This window comes from Collinsella sp. AF23-2, assembly GCF_003459245.1.
GTDB lineage: Bacteria > Actinomycetota > Coriobacteriia > Coriobacteriales > Coriobacteriaceae > Collinsella.
Window position 1 is genome coordinate 1 of record NZ_QRVG01000033.1, and the last position, 18674, is coordinate 18674.

14 protein-coding genes, 1 other RNA gene and 1 riboswitch are annotated in these 18674 nt (G+C 59.9%); of the genes, 6 read left to right on the top strand and 9 right to left on the bottom strand.

Going from position 1 to position 18674, the window contains the following annotated elements; translation table 11 throughout:
- Positions 1–153: 153 nt before the first annotated feature.
- Both rnpB and rpsA read right to left on the bottom strand, forming a co-directional pair.
- Positions 154–515: RNase P RNA component class A (rnpB, locus tag DWY03_RS09535), an RNA gene on the bottom strand.
- Between the two features lie 325 nt (positions 516–840).
- Positions 841–2007: a 30S ribosomal protein S1 gene (gene rpsA, locus DWY03_RS09540; RefSeq protein ID WP_022095232.1), complete on the bottom strand. Its 1167-nt coding sequence runs from the start codon at positions 2005–2007 to the stop codon at positions 841–843.
- Positions 2008–2322: 315 nt separating this feature from the next.
- On the opposite strand from rpsA, the gene DWY03_RS09545 reads away from it, so the two are divergent.
- A complete protein-coding gene (locus tag DWY03_RS09545; RefSeq protein WP_117840689.1) occupies positions 2323–3081 on the top strand; it encodes an HAD family hydrolase in 759 nt (252 codons plus the stop codon).
- Between the two features lie 189 nt (positions 3082–3270).
- On the opposite strand, the gene DWY03_RS09550 is transcribed toward DWY03_RS09545, so the two are convergent.
- Complete coding sequence (locus DWY03_RS09550) at positions 3271–4590, bottom strand: serine dehydratase subunit alpha family protein (RefSeq protein WP_117840691.1); 1320 nt, start codon at positions 4588–4590, stop codon at positions 3271–3273.
- A gap of 272 nt (positions 4591–4862) precedes the next feature.
- Between DWY03_RS09550 and rpiB the strand changes: the two genes are divergently transcribed.
- On the top strand, positions 4863–5330 hold the full coding sequence (gene rpiB / locus DWY03_RS09555; RefSeq protein WP_117840693.1) for a ribose 5-phosphate isomerase B: 468 nt from the start codon (positions 4863–4865) through the stop codon (positions 5328–5330).
- A gap of 151 nt (positions 5331–5481) precedes the next feature.
- Here the strand turns inward: rpiB and ndk are convergent, their stop codons facing one another.
- From ndk to DWY03_RS09570, 4 genes are all read right to left on the bottom strand, one after another.
- Positions 5482–5886, bottom strand: coding sequence for a nucleoside-diphosphate kinase (ndk, locus tag DWY03_RS09560; RefSeq protein WP_055251725.1), 405 nt, complete (start codon positions 5884–5886; stop codon positions 5482–5484).
- A gap of 377 nt (positions 5887–6263) precedes the next feature.
- Positions 6264–7694 carry an argininosuccinate lyase gene (gene argH / locus DWY03_RS09565; RefSeq protein WP_117840695.1) on the bottom strand — a complete coding sequence of 477 codons (1431 nt, stop codon included), beginning with the start codon at positions 7692–7694 and terminating at the stop codon, positions 6264–6266.
- A 118-nt stretch (positions 7695–7812) separates the two neighbouring features.
- Entirely contained in the window at positions 7813–7983 is a 171-nt protein-coding gene (locus DWY03_RS10110; protein ID WP_156058436.1) for a hypothetical protein, read from the bottom strand.
- A 233-nt stretch (positions 7984–8216) separates the two neighbouring features.
- Complete coding sequence (locus DWY03_RS09570) at positions 8217–9443, bottom strand: argininosuccinate synthase (RefSeq protein ID WP_117840697.1); 1227 nt, start codon at positions 9441–9443, stop codon at positions 8217–8219.
- Positions 9444–9997: 554 nt separating this feature from the next.
- On the opposite strand from DWY03_RS09570, the gene DWY03_RS09575 reads away from it, so the two are divergent.
- Entirely contained in the window at positions 9998–10825 is an 828-nt protein-coding gene (locus DWY03_RS09575) for a Cof-type HAD-IIB family hydrolase (protein WP_117798202.1), read from the top strand.
- 345 nt (positions 10826–11170) lie between these two features.
- Here DWY03_RS09575 and polA read toward each other — a convergent pair whose 3' ends face one another.
- Positions 11171–13915, bottom strand: a complete 2745-nt coding sequence (polA, locus tag DWY03_RS09580; protein ID WP_117840699.1) for a DNA polymerase I — start codon at positions 13913–13915, stop codon at positions 11171–11173.
- A 166-nt stretch (positions 13916–14081) separates the two neighbouring features.
- Between polA and DWY03_RS09585 the strand changes: the two genes are divergently transcribed.
- A complete protein-coding gene (locus tag DWY03_RS09585; protein ID WP_117840701.1) occupies positions 14082–15479 on the top strand; it encodes an aminopeptidase in 1398 nt (465 codons plus the stop codon).
- Between the two features lie 101 nt (positions 15480–15580).
- Entirely contained in the window at positions 15581–16390 is an 810-nt protein-coding gene (locus DWY03_RS09590) for a YaaA family protein (RefSeq protein ID WP_117840703.1), read from the top strand.
- 136 nt (positions 16391–16526) lie between these two features.
- Here the strand turns inward: DWY03_RS09590 and DWY03_RS09595 are convergent, their stop codons facing one another.
- On the bottom strand, positions 16527–17048 hold the full coding sequence (locus DWY03_RS09595) for a hypothetical protein (protein WP_117840706.1): 522 nt from the start codon (positions 17046–17048) through the stop codon (positions 16527–16529).
- Positions 17049–17110: 62 nt separating this feature from the next.
- Positions 17111–17227: riboswitch (TPP riboswitch) on the top strand.
- On the opposite strand from DWY03_RS09595, the gene thiC reads away from it, so the two are divergent.
- Entirely contained in the window at positions 17219–18553 is a 1335-nt protein-coding gene (thiC, locus tag DWY03_RS09600) for a phosphomethylpyrimidine synthase ThiC (RefSeq protein WP_117820371.1), read from the top strand. Its footprint overlaps the riboswitch before it by 9 nt.
- Positions 18554–18674: the final 121 nt, after the last annotated feature.

The following is an 18674-nucleotide window of genomic DNA, read 5'->3' on the forward strand; positions in this document are numbered from 1 at the left end:
CCATTGTGGCTCTTGACAGCGGATTGGGTCATATGAGCGAGAACCCGTCAGCGCGAGCAAGGTGCCTTGAAAGACGAGGGCATTGACCTTATGGTCATGCCCGAAGGCTTGAAAGGCAGATTGCCGCGCTGACGGGTTCGCAGCGTCAACAAAGTGCCGAGTGGGCCTATAAGCCGGGTTCTGTCGTGAACGGTCATTTATCTTGTCTGCACGTTACCGTGCAGCTCCACGCACGCTACCCGAACGCGGACCGGGCCGGCCCATAGCGTTCCTATTCGCGCTTGCTCCGGATGGGGCTTGCCAAGCCGCCGTGTTGCCACGACGCTGGTGGTCTCTTACACCACCGTTTCAGCTTTTCCCTTTACGCCTTGCGGCGCAGGTGGGAGTCTTCTTTTCTGCGGCGCTTTCCGTCGGATCACTCCGCCCGGCCGTTAGCCGGCATCCCGCCCTCTGGAGCCCGGACTTTCCTCACGCGTGCTGCAAGCAGCACATCACGCGACCGTCTGGCCCACTCAGCAGTGCAAGAGTGTAGCACACCGTTGCCGCAGGCAATGGCACAACACAAGCGTTCGACACGATAAACCAAGAACCACGCTATATAGTACAATAGACTTGTCGATGGGCAACGTCGTCAGTCGAGACGCGACCGCGCTCCGCACCCCTCCGTCTACTCGGTGCGTTCCCGCCTCCTCCCCGAGGCGGGATGTCGGCATATTTTATGCACCGACAACCAAATAGCAAACAGATAGCCCGTCATCATCGTGCACCACAGCTGCAAATGCAAAAAGGGACCCGTCCATTGCGGACGGATCCCTTAAAACAAGTGATCGTCAAACCGATTTACTCGGCGTCGGTCTCCTCGTCCTTCTTCTCGGAAGGCAGCGGGGTGACCTCAATCTCGACGCCCAGAGTCTCAGCAGCGGACTTCATGGACAGGGAGATACGACGACGGTCGAGGTCGATCTCCATGACCTTGACCTGAACCTTGTCGCCCACGTGGGTGACCTGAGAAGGCTGATCGACGTGCTTGTTGGCCATCTCGGAGATGTGCACCAGGCCCTCGATGCCCTCGCCCAGGTCGACGAAAGCGCCGAACGGGACAAGCTTGGTCACAGTGCCCTCGACGATAGCACCGACGGGGTACTTCTTGACCAGTGCGCGCCACGGATCCTCGGTGGTCTGCTTGAGACCCAGGGAGATGCGCTCGCGGTTGAGATCGACGTCGAGAACCTCGACCTCGACCTCCTGGCCGACCTTGACAACCTCGGAAGGATGGTTGACGTGGTTCCAGGAAAGCTCGGAGATGTGGATGAGGCCGTCGATACCGCCGAGGTCGACGAAGGCGCCGAAGTCGACAATGGAGGAAACGGTGCCCTGGAGACGCATGCCAGACTTGAGCTTGGACAGGATCTCAGAGCGCTCGGCCTTACGGGACTCCTCGAGCACGACGCGACGGGAGAGGACAACGTTGTTGCGGTTGCGGTCCATCTCGATGACGCGGGCCTCGATGCGGGTGCCCATGTAGGAGGTGAGGTCCTTGACACGACGGAGGTCGACGAGGGAAGCGGGCAGGAAGCCACGCAGGCCGATGTCGAGGATCAGGCCGCCCTTGACAACCTCGATAACCTCGCCCTCGACGTTCTCGCCGGAGTTGAACTTCTCCTCGATGCGGTTCCAAGCACGCTCGTACTCAGCACGCTTCTTGGAGAGGACCAGACGACCGTCCTTGTCCTCCTTCTGGAGAACCAGGGCCTCGATGGGATCACCGAGTGCAACGATGTCTGCAGGGTTAGCGTCCTTGCGGATGGACAGCTCGCGGACCGGGATAACGCCCTCGGACTTGAATCCGATGTCAACGAGCACCTCGTCATGCTCGATCTTAACGACAGTGCCGTTAACGAGATCGCCCTCATCAAAGTCGGTAATCGTACCGTCGATGAGGTTGTTCATCTCCTCCTCGTTGACATCGTCAAGAGAGAAAATGGACGAGTTCTGAATCTCACTCAAAGGTGGACCCCTTTCGAACTACGGGGCCCCGATTGCTAGGACCTACAGAAGGGTGCGACAAGCACACAACGTTTAGGAACACTCGGGAGCCGACAGATACTAATGTGACGCTTATGCAATCACGTTCGTATAGATTACGGGGAAATTACTTCGATTTCAAGCGCGAACTGCGATTTTTTACTCGTATGGAGACTTTTTCGCAATCTTGTGGACGACCGTCTCCGTAAGTTGACGATAGGCCGTTAGGCATACGGCTTTGGGGTAAAGTATCCGGAACCAACGATTCTGGAACGTTATTTCGAGAAAGGTGCCCGCGTGCTCAAAGCAGTCGTTTTCGATATGGACGAGACGCTTCTTAGCATCAACCTCAACGCGTTCATCCTTCGCTATTTTAAGGATGTCTCGTCGATGCTCGCGGATATCGGGCGCCGCAGCCGCGGTGGCACGATGGCACGCCTCGGCACCATCCTGGTCGACCTCAACGCCAACCGCCGAAGCGGCACGGACAACCGCACCAATCTTGAGTTTTACCGCACCGAGGTCGAGCGCCGATGCGGCATCTGCCTCTCCGATCCCCTCATCTACGAGGCGTTTACCTACTACGACCGCGAAGTTCTTCCATATAAGAACGACGACGTCATCAACGCCCACGCCATGCCGGGCGCACACGCCGCGCTTCAGGCCGTACAGGACGCAGGGCTGCGCTGCGCGCTCTTCACCAACCCCAGCTTTCCGCAGGGGGCCATCGAGTGCCGCATGGGTTGGGGCGACCTGGCCGACGCCCCCTTTGAGCTCGTCACGCACATGGGAAACACCACCCGCTGCAAGCCCGATGCCACCTACTATCTAGAGCAGCTTCAGGTGATGGGGCTCGAGCCGCACGAGGTCCTTATGGTGGGCAACGACCCCAAGCGTGACTTCCCCAGCCCCGCCTGCGGCATTCAGACTGCCTATGTTGGTCAGGGAAAACCCGGCCGAGCCACCTGGCGCGGAACCATGGAAGACTTCGCCCGCGACTTCAACGCCGTAGTAGAAGCCTTCTACGAACACCAAGTAGCCGACGAACTGTCATAGGATCCCTCGCTCCAAACAAAATAACGCCGCAGGTTGAGCATAAGTCAGCGAAAACGCCCCTAAGCGAGCAATGTGCCTTGAAAGAGGAGGGCATAGGCCTTCTGGCCATGCCCGACGATTGAAAGGCAGATTGCCGCTTAGGGGCGTTTGCAGCGTCGGCTGGTTACGCGGTTTGGTAAAACCGCGTAACTAACAAACTCGAGTCTTGCCGATCATGATGTTGAGGATCTCGACGTCGGTGTCCTTCATGCCCACGCGGCCCACGTAGCCCATGCTGGCAATCGTCTGCTCGACGGTATCCTGGATCAAACCCTCGCCGGCACGGAAGCCACGCCCCTGCATGGCCATGTCATGTCCCAGAATCGCAGCATCAACGGCAGCCGAAATCTTGGCGGCACAGCTCGCCTTGGCGCCATCGCACACGATGCCGCCAACGTTACCGAGCGTGTTCGAAACCGTCGCGCCAATCTGCTCGCGCGTGCCACCGCACAGCCAGGTAATCGCAGCGCCGGCGCCGCACGCGGCGCAGATAGCACCGCAAAACGCCGAGAGCGCACCAATATAGCTCTTGATATGCACGGCGATAAGATCGGACAGCATCACGGCGCGCACCAGGCGCTCGTGGTCGCAGCGCAGGTATTCGGCATACTCCATGACGGGCAAGGCGCAGGTAATGCCCTGATTGCCCGAGCCGCACACAATGGCGACCGGCAGCGCGCAGCCGTTCATGCGGGCGTCGGACCCGGCGGCCGCACGGGCACGGGCACGGCAGGCGACGTCATCGGCACGAGCGCCCAGCAGCGTACGGCCCACCTCGGCGCCCCAAGCGTGCGCGAGGCCCTCGGCACTGATCGCGCCGTTCAGCTCAATCTGACGCTCAACGGCAGCGCGGGCGCCCTCAATGTCGCCGTCCTCGATAAAGTCGATGATGGACTCAATCGACATGGGCGTGTCAGCCTTATCCGCCGCCCGCTCGGCCACCACGCGCTCGGCGCAGGCGGCACACTCCCCCGCCGACTTGCCGCACACCGGAATACCGTCGAGCGTATGGCACGTGACATTGGTGTGGTGATCGGTAATCTCGACGACCGCGGTATGGCCCCCGGCCGTGGCGGTCACCTTGATGTAGAGGTTGGGCACACCCTCGACAAGCGACACATCGCAGTAACCGGCATCGGCGAGGAGCTCGGTCACGCGAGCACGATCTTCGTCATTAACGCTCTCGAGCACCTCGAGCGCGCTCTTGGCGTCACCGCCCACGGCGCCCAGCACGGCCGCAGCTTCAATACCGTGCATACCGCCCGAGTTGGGCACGGTCACGCTCTTAACGTTCTTGATGATGTTGCCCGAGCAGGCAACGTCCATATGATCGGGTTCGCAACCGAGCGTCTGGCTCGCCAACGCCGCTGCATAGGCAACGGCAATAGGCTCGGTGCAGCCGAGCGCACAGACAAGCTCGCGGTTCAAAACATCGCAAAACGCGGCATCACGAAGGGAATCGGTAGGCATAGGTATCTCCTGCTTGCATAACGGGCTGGGCTCTCGAAAATAATTAGCCCTTTTATTTGATAACAATGCATCAAAAACCGCAACCATAGTTCCGGCGGACGGCGCTCAAGCACAAACTGGCGGCATTCATTCATGAAAAGCAGGTCTTATTGCCTGCTAAAGCGTTTGACCAAAAAACGCCCGAGCGTTTACACAAAAGTCGCGCTATCATGCAGTCGAACGCGGTAAACACCTTTAGCATTTGCGCCGCATAGACCAGAGAGGAACCATCCATGAAGATCGGTATCGGTAACGACCACGCCGCCGTCGAGCTCAAGAACATCATTTCCGAGCACCTGAAGGAGCGCGGCTGCGAGGTCGTGAACTTTGGCACCGACACCTCCGAGAGCTTTGACTACCCCATCGCCGGCTACAAGGTGGGTAAGGCCGTTGCCAACGGCGACGTCGACTTGGGTATCCTGATCTGTGGCACCGGCATCGGGATTAGTCTGGCTGCCAACAAGGTCGAGGGCGTACGCGCTGTCGTATGCTCCGAGCCCTTCAGCGCCAAGCTCTCCCGCATGCACAACAACACCAACGTGCTCGCCTTTGGTGCCCGCGTCGTGGGCTCCGAGCTCGCCAAGATGATTGTCGACGAGTGGCTCGACGCCGAATTTGAGGGCGGCCGTCACGAGCGTCGCGTTAACCTCCTCAACGAGATCGACCACACGCGCGGCCTCAAGGTTGTCGACGAGGCCTAAACCACTTAGCGCCACAAGCTAACAGCAGGGGCCCGCTCGGAACACATGTCCGAGCGGGCCCCTTCATAGATTTTGGAATAAAAGGGCGCCGCGGATGGAGTTCCGCGGCGCCCAAGCCACACGCTAACAGCTTTAAGGAGTCAAAGCTGGTTTAGCCAAAAAAGCGCTTGATCTCGATCTCGGCGTTCTCCAGGCAGTCGGAGCCGTGAATCACGTTGGCGTTGACATCGACGGCGAAGTCACCGCGGATGGTGCCGGGGGCGGCATCAAGCGGGTTGGTGGCGCCCATAAGGGTGCGCATCTTGGAGACGGCGGAAAGACCGGAAACAACCATCTTGACGACCGGACCGCTCGTCATAAAGTCGCACAGACCGCCAAAGAAGGGTTTGTCGGCCAGATGGGCGTAGTGCTCCTCGACGGTAGCGCGCTCGAGCGTGGTCATCTCCATGCGCTCGATGACAAGGCCGCTGCGCTCGATACGAGCAACGATCTCGCCGATCTTGCGATCGCGCACAGCGTCGGGCTTAATCATGATGAAGGTCTTCTCGATAGCCATAAGGTAGCCTTTCAAGTAGGTTCGCGCGTGCCCAAGTCCCATTCCGGCACCCGCCTGGACTGCATCGTAACAGAGTTCTAGCTGCAGTTAAACAAAAAGCCGTTTATTGAAGCGTTATTATTAATTGAAGCGCTCCATATGTGTCACTTCTGTTCCGAAGCCCGACTAGAGTACCATCCGCCCCACTTCCAACTGCAACGAACAGAACGGACGGTCGATTGCCGCCCGTGAACGCACCCCCATCACAACCTGCCCAAAGGTCCTGCAAAAGTTCTCGACAAGCTCCTTCCTTCCCTATAACAAAACGGGCGCCCACCGTAGCGAGCGCCCGTAAAGGCAAGATATGATGAACGCACCAGACAGACGCATCCTATAAGCTAATTAGCTCCGTGACCCATCTCGACAACCTTGGTTAGCGATCCAAACACGCCTTCGTCGGCCACGAGCTGCGCCTCGGCACTCTGCAGCTGCACGGCAACGGCGGCAGGGGCGGTACCGCCCTCGGCCGTGCGCGCGGCGACAATCGACGGGATATCGAGCGCCTCGGTAATATCGCGCTCAAAGAGCGGGCTTGCCTCCTGGAACACCTCAAACGGCAGGTCCTCAAGATTGCAGCCGCGCTTCTCACACATCAGGACCAGGTGCCCCACCACGGCATGTGCCTCGCGGAACGGTAGACCGCGCTTTGCCAGGTAATCGGCAACATCGGTGGCGGCAAGGTGCCCCACGCCGCACTCGCGCGCCATGGCATCCTCGTTGACGGTCCAGGTCGAAATCATTCCGGCCATAACGGACAGGCACTGCATGAGCGTGTGAGCGGTATCGAGCGCGCCCTCCTTGTCCTCCTGCAAGTCCTTGTTATAAGCGAGCGGCAGGCCCTTCATGGTTACCAGCAGCTGCACCAGGTTGCCGTACACGCGACCGCTCTTACCGCGGATAAGCTCGGCAAAGTCGGGATTCTTCTTCTGCGGCATGATGGACGAGCCGGTGGAGTAGGAGTCTGAAAGCGTGATAAAGCCAAATTCGGAGCTCGACCACAGCACGATCTCCTCGGAAAGACGCGACAGGTGCATCGCCATGACGGATCCGGCGTAATGCAGATCGAGCAGGAAATCACGGTCGGAAACCGCATCGAGCGAGTTGGGAATCACGCCCGCAAAGCCAAGTTCGGCAGCCGTCATCTGGCGATCGAGCGGATAGCTCGTACCGGCAAGCGCGGCAGCACCCAGCGGGCAGTTGTCGGCGGCATCAAAGGCGGCCTTCAGGCGCGTAAAGTCGCGCGCGAACATCCAGGAATACGCCAGCAGATGATGCGAGAGCAGCACGGGCTGAGCGTGCTGCATATGCGTGTAGCCCGGAAGAATCACCTTGTCGTACTTCTTGGCCGCATCCACCAGCACATGGCGCAGCTCAAGATTGGCCTCCATGAGCTCCTTGGCCAGCGCCTTGACGCCCAGGCGCGTATCGGTCGCCACCTGGTCGTTGCGCGAACGCCCAGTATGCAAGCGTTTGCCAGCCTCGCCGATACGACGCGTCAGCTCGCTTTCGATGGACATATGAATGTCCTCGTCGTTGATATCAAAGGTGAAGTTGCCGGCATCGATATCCTGTTCGATTCCGGTCAGGCCCTCGGCAATCGCCTGCTCGTCCTCGGCGCTGATAATGCCCTGGGCCGCCAGCATCTTGGCATGTGCCTTAGATCCGGCGATATCCTGCTTATAGAGATGTTTGTCAACCGGCAACGACGCGCCAAACTCCTGCGTGACCTCGGCCACGCCTGCCTCAAAACGACCGCCCCAAAGAGCCATGGAACCGTCCCCTTTCATCAAATCCCAAAACAAGCGCCCAAAGCAATGCGCCCTGTCGCTAAAGCGATTTCTCAACCGCTAGTTTTGTATATTCCCCACCATGTGCGAGGCCATATAGCTAATTTGCAAAGAAGTGACGCGCCATGCACTTGGCGCCCAACGTCTCCCTCCGAATGTTGCCCTGCGAACCATCGATCCAGGCCTTTAGGCTCATAGGAACGTCCTCGACCTTTGCAGCATCGAACTCGGGCGCGAGGGCAAGTAAAGCATGCGCGATAGCATTGAACATAATGGATACTCCCCATATATATAGGCGCAGGGCCGTCAAATTGATAGGAGGAGCCCCGCCGGACAACCCCGGCGGGGCTCGGACTCAGCCGCAGACGCGGCATCATATATGCGGGCGGAACGTAGGGGCCACCGATGTTAAGAAGTGTCAGCAAGCATAACGAAAGGTAGGGACCCCATGCGCCCGTTATGTATCACGCGGATGGGCCGCGCGGATACCAAAGGAAGGAGGCGCTAGGCCTGGGCGGCAGCAGAGCTGGGGCCCTGGACCTTAGCCCACGTCTTGAGCGACAGCGTATCGATCTCGATAAAGCCGGCGCTGGCCTTCTCGTCAAACGTAGTGTCGCGGTCGTAGGTAGCCAGACCGTAGTCATACAGGCTAAACGGGCTCTTGCGGCCGACGACATGGCAGTTGCCCTTAAAGAACTTCAGACGGACGGTGCCGGTCACGAACTTCTGGGTGTCGGCCATAAAGGCATCGAGCGCGTTTTTGAGCGGGCTGTACCACTGGCCGTTGTACACGGCAGTGGCCCAATCCTGCTCGAGCTTAATCTTGGTCTTGAGCAGGTCGCCCTCGACGCAGATGTCCTCGAGCGCCTTGTGGGCGGTGATGAGCGTCAGGGCGCCAGGAACCTCGTAGCACTCGCGACTCTTGAGGCCCACCAGACGATCCTCGACCAGGTCGAGACGGCCAAAGCCGTTGTCACCCGAAATCTTGTTGAGGGCGATGACGATCTCGGAGAGTTTCATCTTCTTGCCATCGACGGCGATGGGCTTGCCCGCCTCAAACTCAATCTCGGTGTAGGTCGGGGTGTCCGGCGTGTCCTCGGGGTTCTTGGTCATAACCCAGGCGTCGTCGAGCGGCTCGTTCCAGGGATCCTCCAGGTGACCGCACTCGATGGCGCGACCCCACAGGTTGTCGTCGATGGAATAGGGGTTGTCGTTGGCGCCCTCGGGAACCGGCACGTTGTGGGCGTGAGCATAGGCAACCTCATCGGGACGGCACTTCAGATCCCACTCGCGAACCGGGGCGATAACCTTAAGCTCGGGGTCGAGGGCCTTGACGGCAGCCTCAAAACGAACCTGGTCGTTACCCTTGCCGGTGCAGCCGTGGGCGACGTAGGTCGCGCCAAACTCGTGAGCGACCTCGACAAGCTTCTTGGCGAGCAGCGGGCGAGACAGCGCGGAGAGCAGCGGGTACTTGTTCTCGTACATGGAGTTTGCGGCGATGGCCTTAGTCAGGAACTCATCGGAGAACTCGTCGCGCAGGTCGAGCACCTGGCAATCGAGAACGCCCAGGTCAAGCGCCTTCTGCTTCTTGGCATCCAAGCCGGTCTCCTCCTGGCCCACGTTGCCGCAGACGCAAACGACATCGAGATTCTTCTCGTCCTGGAGCCACTTGACACATACGGATGTATCAAGACCACCGGAATATGCGAGAACGACTTTTTCCTTGCTCATGGCTGTTTCCTTTCGCCCTTGGTAGCTAGTTAGAACATCGGTCAGTTGCAAGTCATTTCGAGGTCAAAAAACCGTGCAATATCAGGTTAAATAGCAAAAAGCAGCACAGCATGCTCTAGAAACATGCGTTTATATCGTGCTAAAACCCAACGACCTCAAAATGACTCTGTTGGGGCATTTCACCCCATACGAACAGAGACGATTGTTATCGTCGTCGGGAAATTGCGCGCTGGCGTCGGATGGCATTATCTGCAGTGGTGATGATCTTTACGAACTGCATCTGCCTCTCCTTTCACCTATCGCCGGGCGCAATTCTAATATCGTAAACGGTACCTTTTCTTCGGTAAGCGGTTGTATTTCCGTCTCCGTTTTCGATGGTCGCTATATTACGCTAAAGTGCCCGCAGCACAAGCGACAAATTCAAATTTCTGAAAAGTTTTTTCATTACTTTGTGAAGCGTGGTGCAAATACGCTCCGTTCCTGCGACAATACGCTCAGTTACTGGTTGATGGTTATAACGTCTGAAACAATTTCGAAACGAAAGGCGCGCTTTTATGCAAACTTACGAATCGGACACCAATATCGGAAGCATTAAGATTCTCGCCGTCGACATGGACAAGACGCTGCTCACCGACAAGCGCGTGTTGCCGCAGGGTCTTGATGAGCGCCTGGACAAGCTCGCCGACGCAGGCATTGTATTCTGCCCCGCCAGCGGACGCCCCGCCCCCAAACTCGAGGAAATGTTCGAAAGCATTAAGAACCGCCTTGCTTTTTGTCCCGACAACGGAGCCTGCGTCATCTATCGCGGCAGCTATATCTATAAGAGCAACATCGATGTGGCGCTGTATCAGCAGGTGCTCGCCCGTGCCTCGGAGGACCCGCGTGCCGTTCCCGTCTTGTGCTGCTACGACGAGTTCTATGTGCTCGCCCGCGACCATCAGTACCACGACGAGATCAGCGTGTACTACAACACGATCAACTACGTCGATAGCTTTGAGGGCCTTGATATCGAGTCCAACAAGATTTCGATCTTCTTCCCCGCCTACGATGCCGAGCCAGCGTTTCGCGAGGACTACAGCCCCGAGTTCTCGGACAAGCTCTACGTCACCAACGCCGGGCGCGAGTGGATCGACTTCATGAACCTGGGCGTCGACAAGGGGTCGGGCGTCGCGCACCTGTGCGACCACCTGGGCATCGATATCGCCGACGCCGCCGCCGTGGGCGACACCTACAACGATATTCCCATGCTCGAGCGCGTCGGGCATAGCTTTATCGTGGACAATGCCGAGGAGCACATGAACGCGCATGCCAAGTGGCGCATTCCGAGCAACAACGACGGGGGCGTACTGACGCTCATCGACGCCATCCTGGCGGCTCGGTAACGTGGCTCGTCGGACCTGGCCGGGCGGCGCGGATTAGTTTTTCGTTCGGTCAGGTCCTGGGCTCGCTCGGAAAGCACATTAAGTGCTTTCCGGCTCGTGCGGAATCTACGAAAAACTAATCCGCGCCGCCCGGCCAGGTCCTAGGTTTACTTTCCTGCCGCCAAGATGGCGTCTTGAGTGTCTAGATACTTAGCTGAAATGATTTGAGCAGAGGGGAGCCCCTTGTTGGAAGGGGCTCCCCTCTGTTTTGGTTACTGTGGGACAAATAAATCAGTAGTGTTTGTCCCAAATCTTAAGTATGTGGGGGCTTGCGTCTTGGGCGAGCTTGCCTTACGGAGTGCTTCCCTATTTCGCGTCGGCCCAGGTTATGCCGGTGCTGGCTTCGGCGATCAACGGTACGCGGAGGTCTACTACGTGTTCCATGACGTCGCGGACCATGGCGGTGAGGCGCTCGACTTCGTCGACGGGGCACTCAAAGTCCAGTTCGTCGTGTACCTGCAGGATCATGTGGGCGGCAAAGCCTTCTTCTTCCAAGCGACGGCTTACGCGGGCCATGGCGATCTTGATGATGTCGGCGGCGGTGCCCTGCATGGGGTGGTTCATGGCCGTGCGCTCGCCAAAGCCGCGGAGCTGTGGGTTTTTGGCCTTGAGCTCGGGAATATGGCGTCTGCGGCCATACATGGTCTCGGCATAGCCCGTTTGCTTGGCTCGCGCCACCACATTGTCGAGGAACGTGCGCACGCCCGGGTAGGCCTCGTAGTAGCGATCGATCATATCGCGCGCCTCGGCCATCGAGATGTGCAGCGACTGCGACAGTCCATAGGCCTGCTGGCCGTACACGATGCCAAAGTTCACGGCCTTGGCGCGGCTACGCAGGTCGGGTGTCACCTCGGACACCGGCACGCCAAATACGCGCGCGGCCGTCTCGGCATGGAAGTCCTCGCCCTCGTTGAAGGCGCGCACCAGGTGCTCGTCACCCGAAAGATGCGCGAGCAGGCGCAGCTCGATCTGCGAGTAGTCCACCGCCAAAAAGACGCTGCCCTCGCCCGCCGAGAACGCCGTCTTGACGGTACGCCCCAGCTCCGAGCGCGTCGGAATGTTTTGCAGATTGGGGTCGCTCGAAGACAAACGCCCCGTCGCGGTGATGGTCTGGTTGTACGTGGTGTGCACACGCCCGTCACCACGGCGCAGCGGGCCCAGCGTGTCCAGATAGGTCGACTTAATCTTGGACTTCTCACGCCAGTCCAAAATCAGGCGCACGATCTCGTGGTCGTGGGCAAGGTCGCTCAGCACCTTGGCGTTGGTCGAATAGTAGCCGCGCTTGGTCTTTTTGAGGCCCTTGGTCGGAAGTCCCATAACATCAAACAGCACGTGCGAGAGTTGCATGGGGCTGCCGATGTTAAAGGTCTCGTCGCCGGCCAGGTCGCGAATGCTGCGCTCGACATCGGCAATCTGGGTCGCCAGGCCCTCGGACAGACTGTGCAGGCGGTCGGGGTCCACGAGCATGCCCGCGCGCTCCATCTTGGCAAGCACCGGCACGAGCGGCATCTCGATCCCATCGAACACGTTGGCGGCGTTCTCGCGGGCCATGCGGTCACGCAGCGGTGCAACCAGCGCCAGCGTCAAGGCCGCCGTGCGAGCGGCGGGCGCAGGAGCGTCCTCGCCAGCACCCTCTGCGCCGCGCGCCGCAGGCAGCGCCATCTGCAGATACGTATCGGCCAGATACACCTCGTCAAACTCGGAGCGGTCGGAATCCAACAGGTAGGCGGCAACAACGGTATCGAAGATGCGCGTGGAATCGACTGCCAGCGGATCCATGAGCTCGAGCTCAGAAGAATCGATGGGCGAAAGCTCATGCAAAAGCGCCTTCATATCCGGGCTCGCCACACGGCCTTCCATAAACAGACGCGCGAGCACGCCGGCAATCACGCCGTGGGCGAAGTTGAAGCCCTCAACCTCAGCCGCCGCACCGCTGTCGCCCTCCTCGAGCGCAAACAGGCCCTTGGACGTCGCCAACCACAGCGTGCACGTCAGCCCAAAGAGCGCGCCCTCTTCCTTGTCATCGTCCACCACGGCGGCGACCCACTCGCCGGCATCAATCACGCGGGAGACCTCAGCCGCAACGGCACCAAGCGCGCCAGCATCGCCGGCGGCTGCGCGCAAAACGGCGGGAATCTCAAACGTGCTGGCAGCAGCGCCACCCTCGCCGCCGATCAGCGCCAAGAAACGGTTCTGCATGGCGGTGATACCAAGCGTACCCAGCGCCGCGGAAACCTCATCGGCAGAAAACGCTGGGAAGGATGTTTCGTCAAAGTCGAGCTCGACGGGCGCATCGGTGCGGATGGTCGCCACCTTACGGCTCAGCAGCGCGTCGTCGATGTGTGCGCGCAGGTTTTCTCCCATCTTGCCCTTGACCTCGTCAGCATGCGCGATGACCTCGTCAAGGCTGCCGTACTGCGCGATGAGCGCACTCGCCTTTTTGGGGCCGATGCCCGGTACGCCGGGAATGTTGTCCGATGTATCGCCCTTCAGACCGTAAAAATCGGGCACGAGCGCCGGCGTGATGCCGTGATACAGGTCGTCCACGCTCTCGGGCGTCATGATCGCCACGTCGGACAGGCCCTTGCGAGTCGAGACCACGTTGACGTGCTCGGTCACGAGCTGATACATGTCGCGGTCGCCGGTCACCAGCAGCATGTCGCAGCCGGCCTCCTCGCCCAGGCGCGCCATGGTTCCCAGGATATCGTCGCCTTCCCAGCCCTCGGACTGCAAAATGGGCACGTTGAGCGCGGCGAGCAGCTCTTTAATCATCGGAAACTGCGCGTGCAGATCGGGGTCCATGGGCGGGCGCTGCGCCTTATACTGCGGCAGCATTTCCATGCGCACGCGCGGCTTGCCCTTGTCAAACGCCACGACCACACCGTCGGGGTTAAAGGCGTCGATCATCTTGAGAAACATGTTCAGAAAGCCAAAGATCGCGTTGGTGGGGCGACCGTCCGGCGCGTTCATGGTCGGCGGCACGGCGTGGAAGGCGCGGTGCATGAGCGAGTTGCCGTCGATAACGGCAAAGGTGCGGCGCTTGTCAGACATATTGAATACCTCGCTTTGGGCTGGGCACGGTTTGCTCACACCAGTTTACACGCTCCCCGCCCCGCGGCCACCACACATCAAGCTCCCCCGCCACCGTGAGCCCGCGCGTGATACGATGGCTCACGGTACATCAACCAGCACGATCGATCCGAAAGGAGCCTGCGTCATGGAGCGTCCCTGCGCATGGAAAAAGTACACGCCACAGCAAATCGAGGAGCTCGAGGAGCTTTGCCGCGGCTATAAGCAGTTTTTGAGCGAGAACAAGACCGAGCGCCTGTGCGTCAAGACCGGTATCAAGATGGCCGAGGAAGCGGGCTACGTCAATCTGGAGACCGTGATCGCCGAAGGCCGCGAGCTCAAGGCAGGCGACAAGGTGTACGCCGCCAACCACGGCAAGGACCTTATGCTCGTCAACCTGGGCACCGCCCCGCTCGAGCAGGGCTTTAACATCCTGGGCGCCCACGTGGACTCGCCGCGCCTGGACCTTAAGCAGAATCCCGCCTTTGAAGCCGGCGACATGGCCTACCTCGACACGCACTACTACGGCGGCGTCAAGAGCTACCACTGGGTGGCCTCCCCGCTCGCACTCGTGGGCGTCATCTGCAAAAAGGACGGCACCACCGTCGACATCAACATCGGCGACAAGGCGGATGACCCGGTCTTTACCATCTCCGACCTGCTGATTCACCTCTCGAGTGAGCAGATGTCCAAGCCTGCCAAGGATGCCGTCGATGCCGAGATCCTCGACGTGATCGTGGGCGGCCGCCCCGTCAAGTTCGATGAGGACGACAAGGACGCCCCCAAGGAGCCCGTCAAGCAGATGTTCCTGGATATCCTCAAGGAGCAGTACGACGTCGAGGAGGAGGACTTCCTCTCCGCCGAGATCGAGGTCGTGCCCGCCGGCCCCGCCCGCGACATGGGTCTCGACCGCTCCATGATCTTGGGCTATGGCCACGACGACCGTGTCTGCGCCTACCCCTCCATGCTCGCCCAGATCAACGTGGCAGATGTCGAGCGTACGAGCATCACGCTCATCGTCGACAAGGAGGAGATCGGCTCCGTGGGCGCCACCGGCATGACGAGCCGTTTCTTCGAGAACACCGTCGCCGAGATCATGACGCTCGCCGGCGAGGACAGCCCGCTGGCCCTGCGCCGCGCACTCGCCCGCAGCCGCATGCTCTCCTCTGACGTGTCCGCCGGCTTCGACCCGGGCTATGCCGGCAAGTTCGAGACCAAGAACGCAGCCTTCATGGGTCGCGGCCTGTGCTTCAACAAGTACACGGGCAGCCGCGGCAAGGGCGGCTCCAACGACGCCGACGCCGAGTACGTGGCCCTCGTCCGCGATATCATGGACGAGGCGGGCGTGGACTTCCAGACCTGCGAGCTCGGCCGCGTCAATGCGGGCGGCGGCGGCACCATCGCCTACATCATGGCCAAGTACGGCATGAACGTCATCGACTCCGGCGTTGCCGTCCTGTCCATGCACGCCCTGTGGGAGGTCGCTAACAAGGCCGATATCTACGAGGCCTACCGCGGCTACAAGGCCTTCCTCGAGCGCGCCTAACCAACCCTTGTAACTTGCGGTGAAATACGGATTCATCAGGCCTTCCAACGGGGAAAGCGGTCTGTATTTCACCGCAACTTTTTTAGCGGGAGGAGGATTCCGTGCTACAGGTCGTCATTTCGCCCGCCAAACAGATGCGGACAGCTCAAGATGCCTTTGACGTTTTGGGCATACCGCCTTTTGCACATCAGACGGCCCGGCTCCATCAGGCACTGCTAGGCATCGAACGCGAGGATGGCGCAGCAGGTCTTCAGGCCCTTTGGAACGTGAGCGACAGGCTGCTTACAACGTGCCTGGATACGCTTCACGAATTTATGCCCGTCCTGAGCGATGCCGACCTCGCCGATCCCGATATCGCGCGCCGAATCTCCCCCGCCGTCATGTCCTACCACGGCATCCAATACCAAAGCATGGCGCCCGAGGTCATGGATACTGCACAGCTCGACTGGCTGCAAAACCATCTCTGGATCCTCTCCGGATTGTACGGATGTGTGCGGCCTTTCCATGGCGTTGAGCCCTATCGGCTCGAAATGGGAGCCAAGCTCGCCGTCGACAACGCCCGAGACCTCTACGCGTTTTGGGGCGACAAGCTCGCACGGGTCGTCGCTCCGGCGGGCTCCAACGCTACGATCGTCAACCTCGCCAGCGCGGAATACGCCAAAGCCGTTCTGCCCCGCATCACCACCGATGCCGCGGTCGTCACATGTCTCTTTGGCGAAGGCATCCGCAACGGCAAGCCCATCCAGCGCTCGACCGCCAGCAAAAAGGCGCGCGGCTCCATGGTGCGCTGGATGGCAGCAAACGGACTCGAGGACGCCGGCCGTCTCACCGAGTTCAACATCGGCTATCGCCACGCCCCCGAGATCTCATACCCAGGCACCCTCGTGTTCATCAACGAACAGATGCTCTAGGCCCGCCACCCAAAACTGACCCGCTCAGCCTTCTCTATATAACTTGCGGTGGAATAGTTCCTATTTGAGCCTTTTATCGCACAATCAGGAACTATTCCACCGCAACTTTTATGAATTGGCTGGCTAGGCTCGACACCTATTCTGCTAGACCGTCGGCCTTTGCAATCCCGTTTGTCGAACCGTCCTGATAGACAATCTTGACGTGCTCAACCTCGGAAACCGCAACACCCGTCGGAGGCTCCAGACGCCATTCCGTCAGGGCGATATCCATGGTCGTGGGCACATCTCCTTGATCTTTGAGCTTCACCGTGAGCGTTTTGAGCGCCGCGTCAAACGTCACGCGTTCGATTTCTTCACCTGGAATGGACCCACCACTCAGCTGCAACTGCACAAACTCATCGCGCGGGTACCAATAATCGCCCGGAACGGCGAGCGTATTGGCATTACCGCCAGTACTCCTCATCGTCATAATCGGTAGGCTATCATCAGCCTCGAACTCCCATGCAGCGCCGCCGCGACCGCCAAACGTCCAGATACAAAAGGCAATCACCAGCGCGGCAAGCACCGCAAAACCAATCGCGACAAGGCCATGGTGCGCACGGCTTTCCTCGGCCGATACATCCCATTGCGTCTCTCGATATAGATGCTTGTCTTCCATGTTCGCCTCCCCACAGGCACGCTCGTTGGCCCAATCGTACCCATTCAGGCTATACTTGAGCCCATGACATAACGGGGAGCTTGCAGGACAAGACGGCAGGCTGAGATTGGGTGCGCCCGCCCTGACCCGCAAACCTGATATGGGTAATGCCAACGAAGGGAGCCGTGCCAATGAGCACACAGACCGAGCCCAAGCTCGTCACGCAAATCGACTTCGCCCGCGCCGGGCAAATCACGCCGCAGATGAAAGAAGTCGCCGAGCGCGAGCATCGCGACCCCGAGTACATCCGCGAGCGCGTGGCCGACGGCCGCATCGCCATCCCCGCCAACATCGTGCATATCAAAAAGGGCATGCGCGCCTTTGGTGTCGGCGAGGGCCTTTCCACCAAGGTCAACGTCAACCTGGGCATCTCGGGCGATAAGGCCGATGCCGCCGAGGAGTGGAAGAAGGTCAAGATCGCCGAGGACTTTGGCGCCGACGCCATCATGGACCTCTCCAACTCGGGCAAGACGCGCCAGTTCCGCCAGCAGCTCATCGACGAGACGCCGCTCATGGTGGGCACCGTTCCCATGTACGACGCCATCGGCTACATGGAAAAGCCGCTGGTCAAGCTCACCAAGGACGACCTGTTCGAAGTCGTGCGCGCGCATGCCGAGGACGGCGTGGACTTTATGACCATTCACTGCGGCATCAACAAGTCGGTCACCAAGACCTTTAAGGAGACCGGCCGCCTCATGAACATCGTGAGCCGCGGCGGCTCACTGCTGTTTGGCTGGATGGAGGTCACCGGTAACGAGAACCCGTTCTATGAGTTCTACGACGAGTTGCTCGAGATTTGCCACGAGTACGACGTGACGATTTCGCTCGGCGACTCCTGCCGCCCGGGCTGCCTCTACGACTCCAACGACGCCACCGAGACCGCTGAGATGATCGAGCTGGGCAAGCTGTGCAAGCGCGCTTGGGCCGCCGGCGTCCAGGTCATGGTCGAGGGCCCGGGTCACATGGCGCTCGACGAGATCGCCGCCAACATGAAGCTGCAGAAGCGCCTGTGCCACAATGCTCCGTTCTATGTGCTCGGGCCGCTGGTGACCGATATCGGCGTGGGTTACGACCACATCACCGCTGCCATCGGCGGCGCCATCTCCGCCAGCTCCGGTGCCGACTTCCTGTGCTACGTGACACCGGCAGAGCACCTATGCCTGCCCAACGCCCAGGATGTGCTCGACGGCCTCATGGCCACCAAGATCGCCGCACACGCCGCCGACATCGCCAAAAAGGTGCCCCACGCCCGCGACATGGACGACAAGATGGGCCAGGCACGCCGCAAGCTCGACTGGGACGCCATGTGGAAGTGCGCGCTCGACCCGGTTACGGGCAAGAAGCGCTACGAGGAGTCCCCCGCCGCCACCGAGGGCACTTGCACCATGTGTGGCAAGATGTGCGCCGTCCGCACCGTCAACAAAATCTTCGAGGGCACGACGATCGACCTCGGCATGGAGGATTAACGCGTCTCCGGAGCCACAATCGGTCGCAAGGTGCTCATCAATTGTTGACGTGTGAACATTTGCTTGCATTTTCGTAAAGAGGTTGATTTTCAATCTCAGCGCAACAGCCTGAACGGGCCCC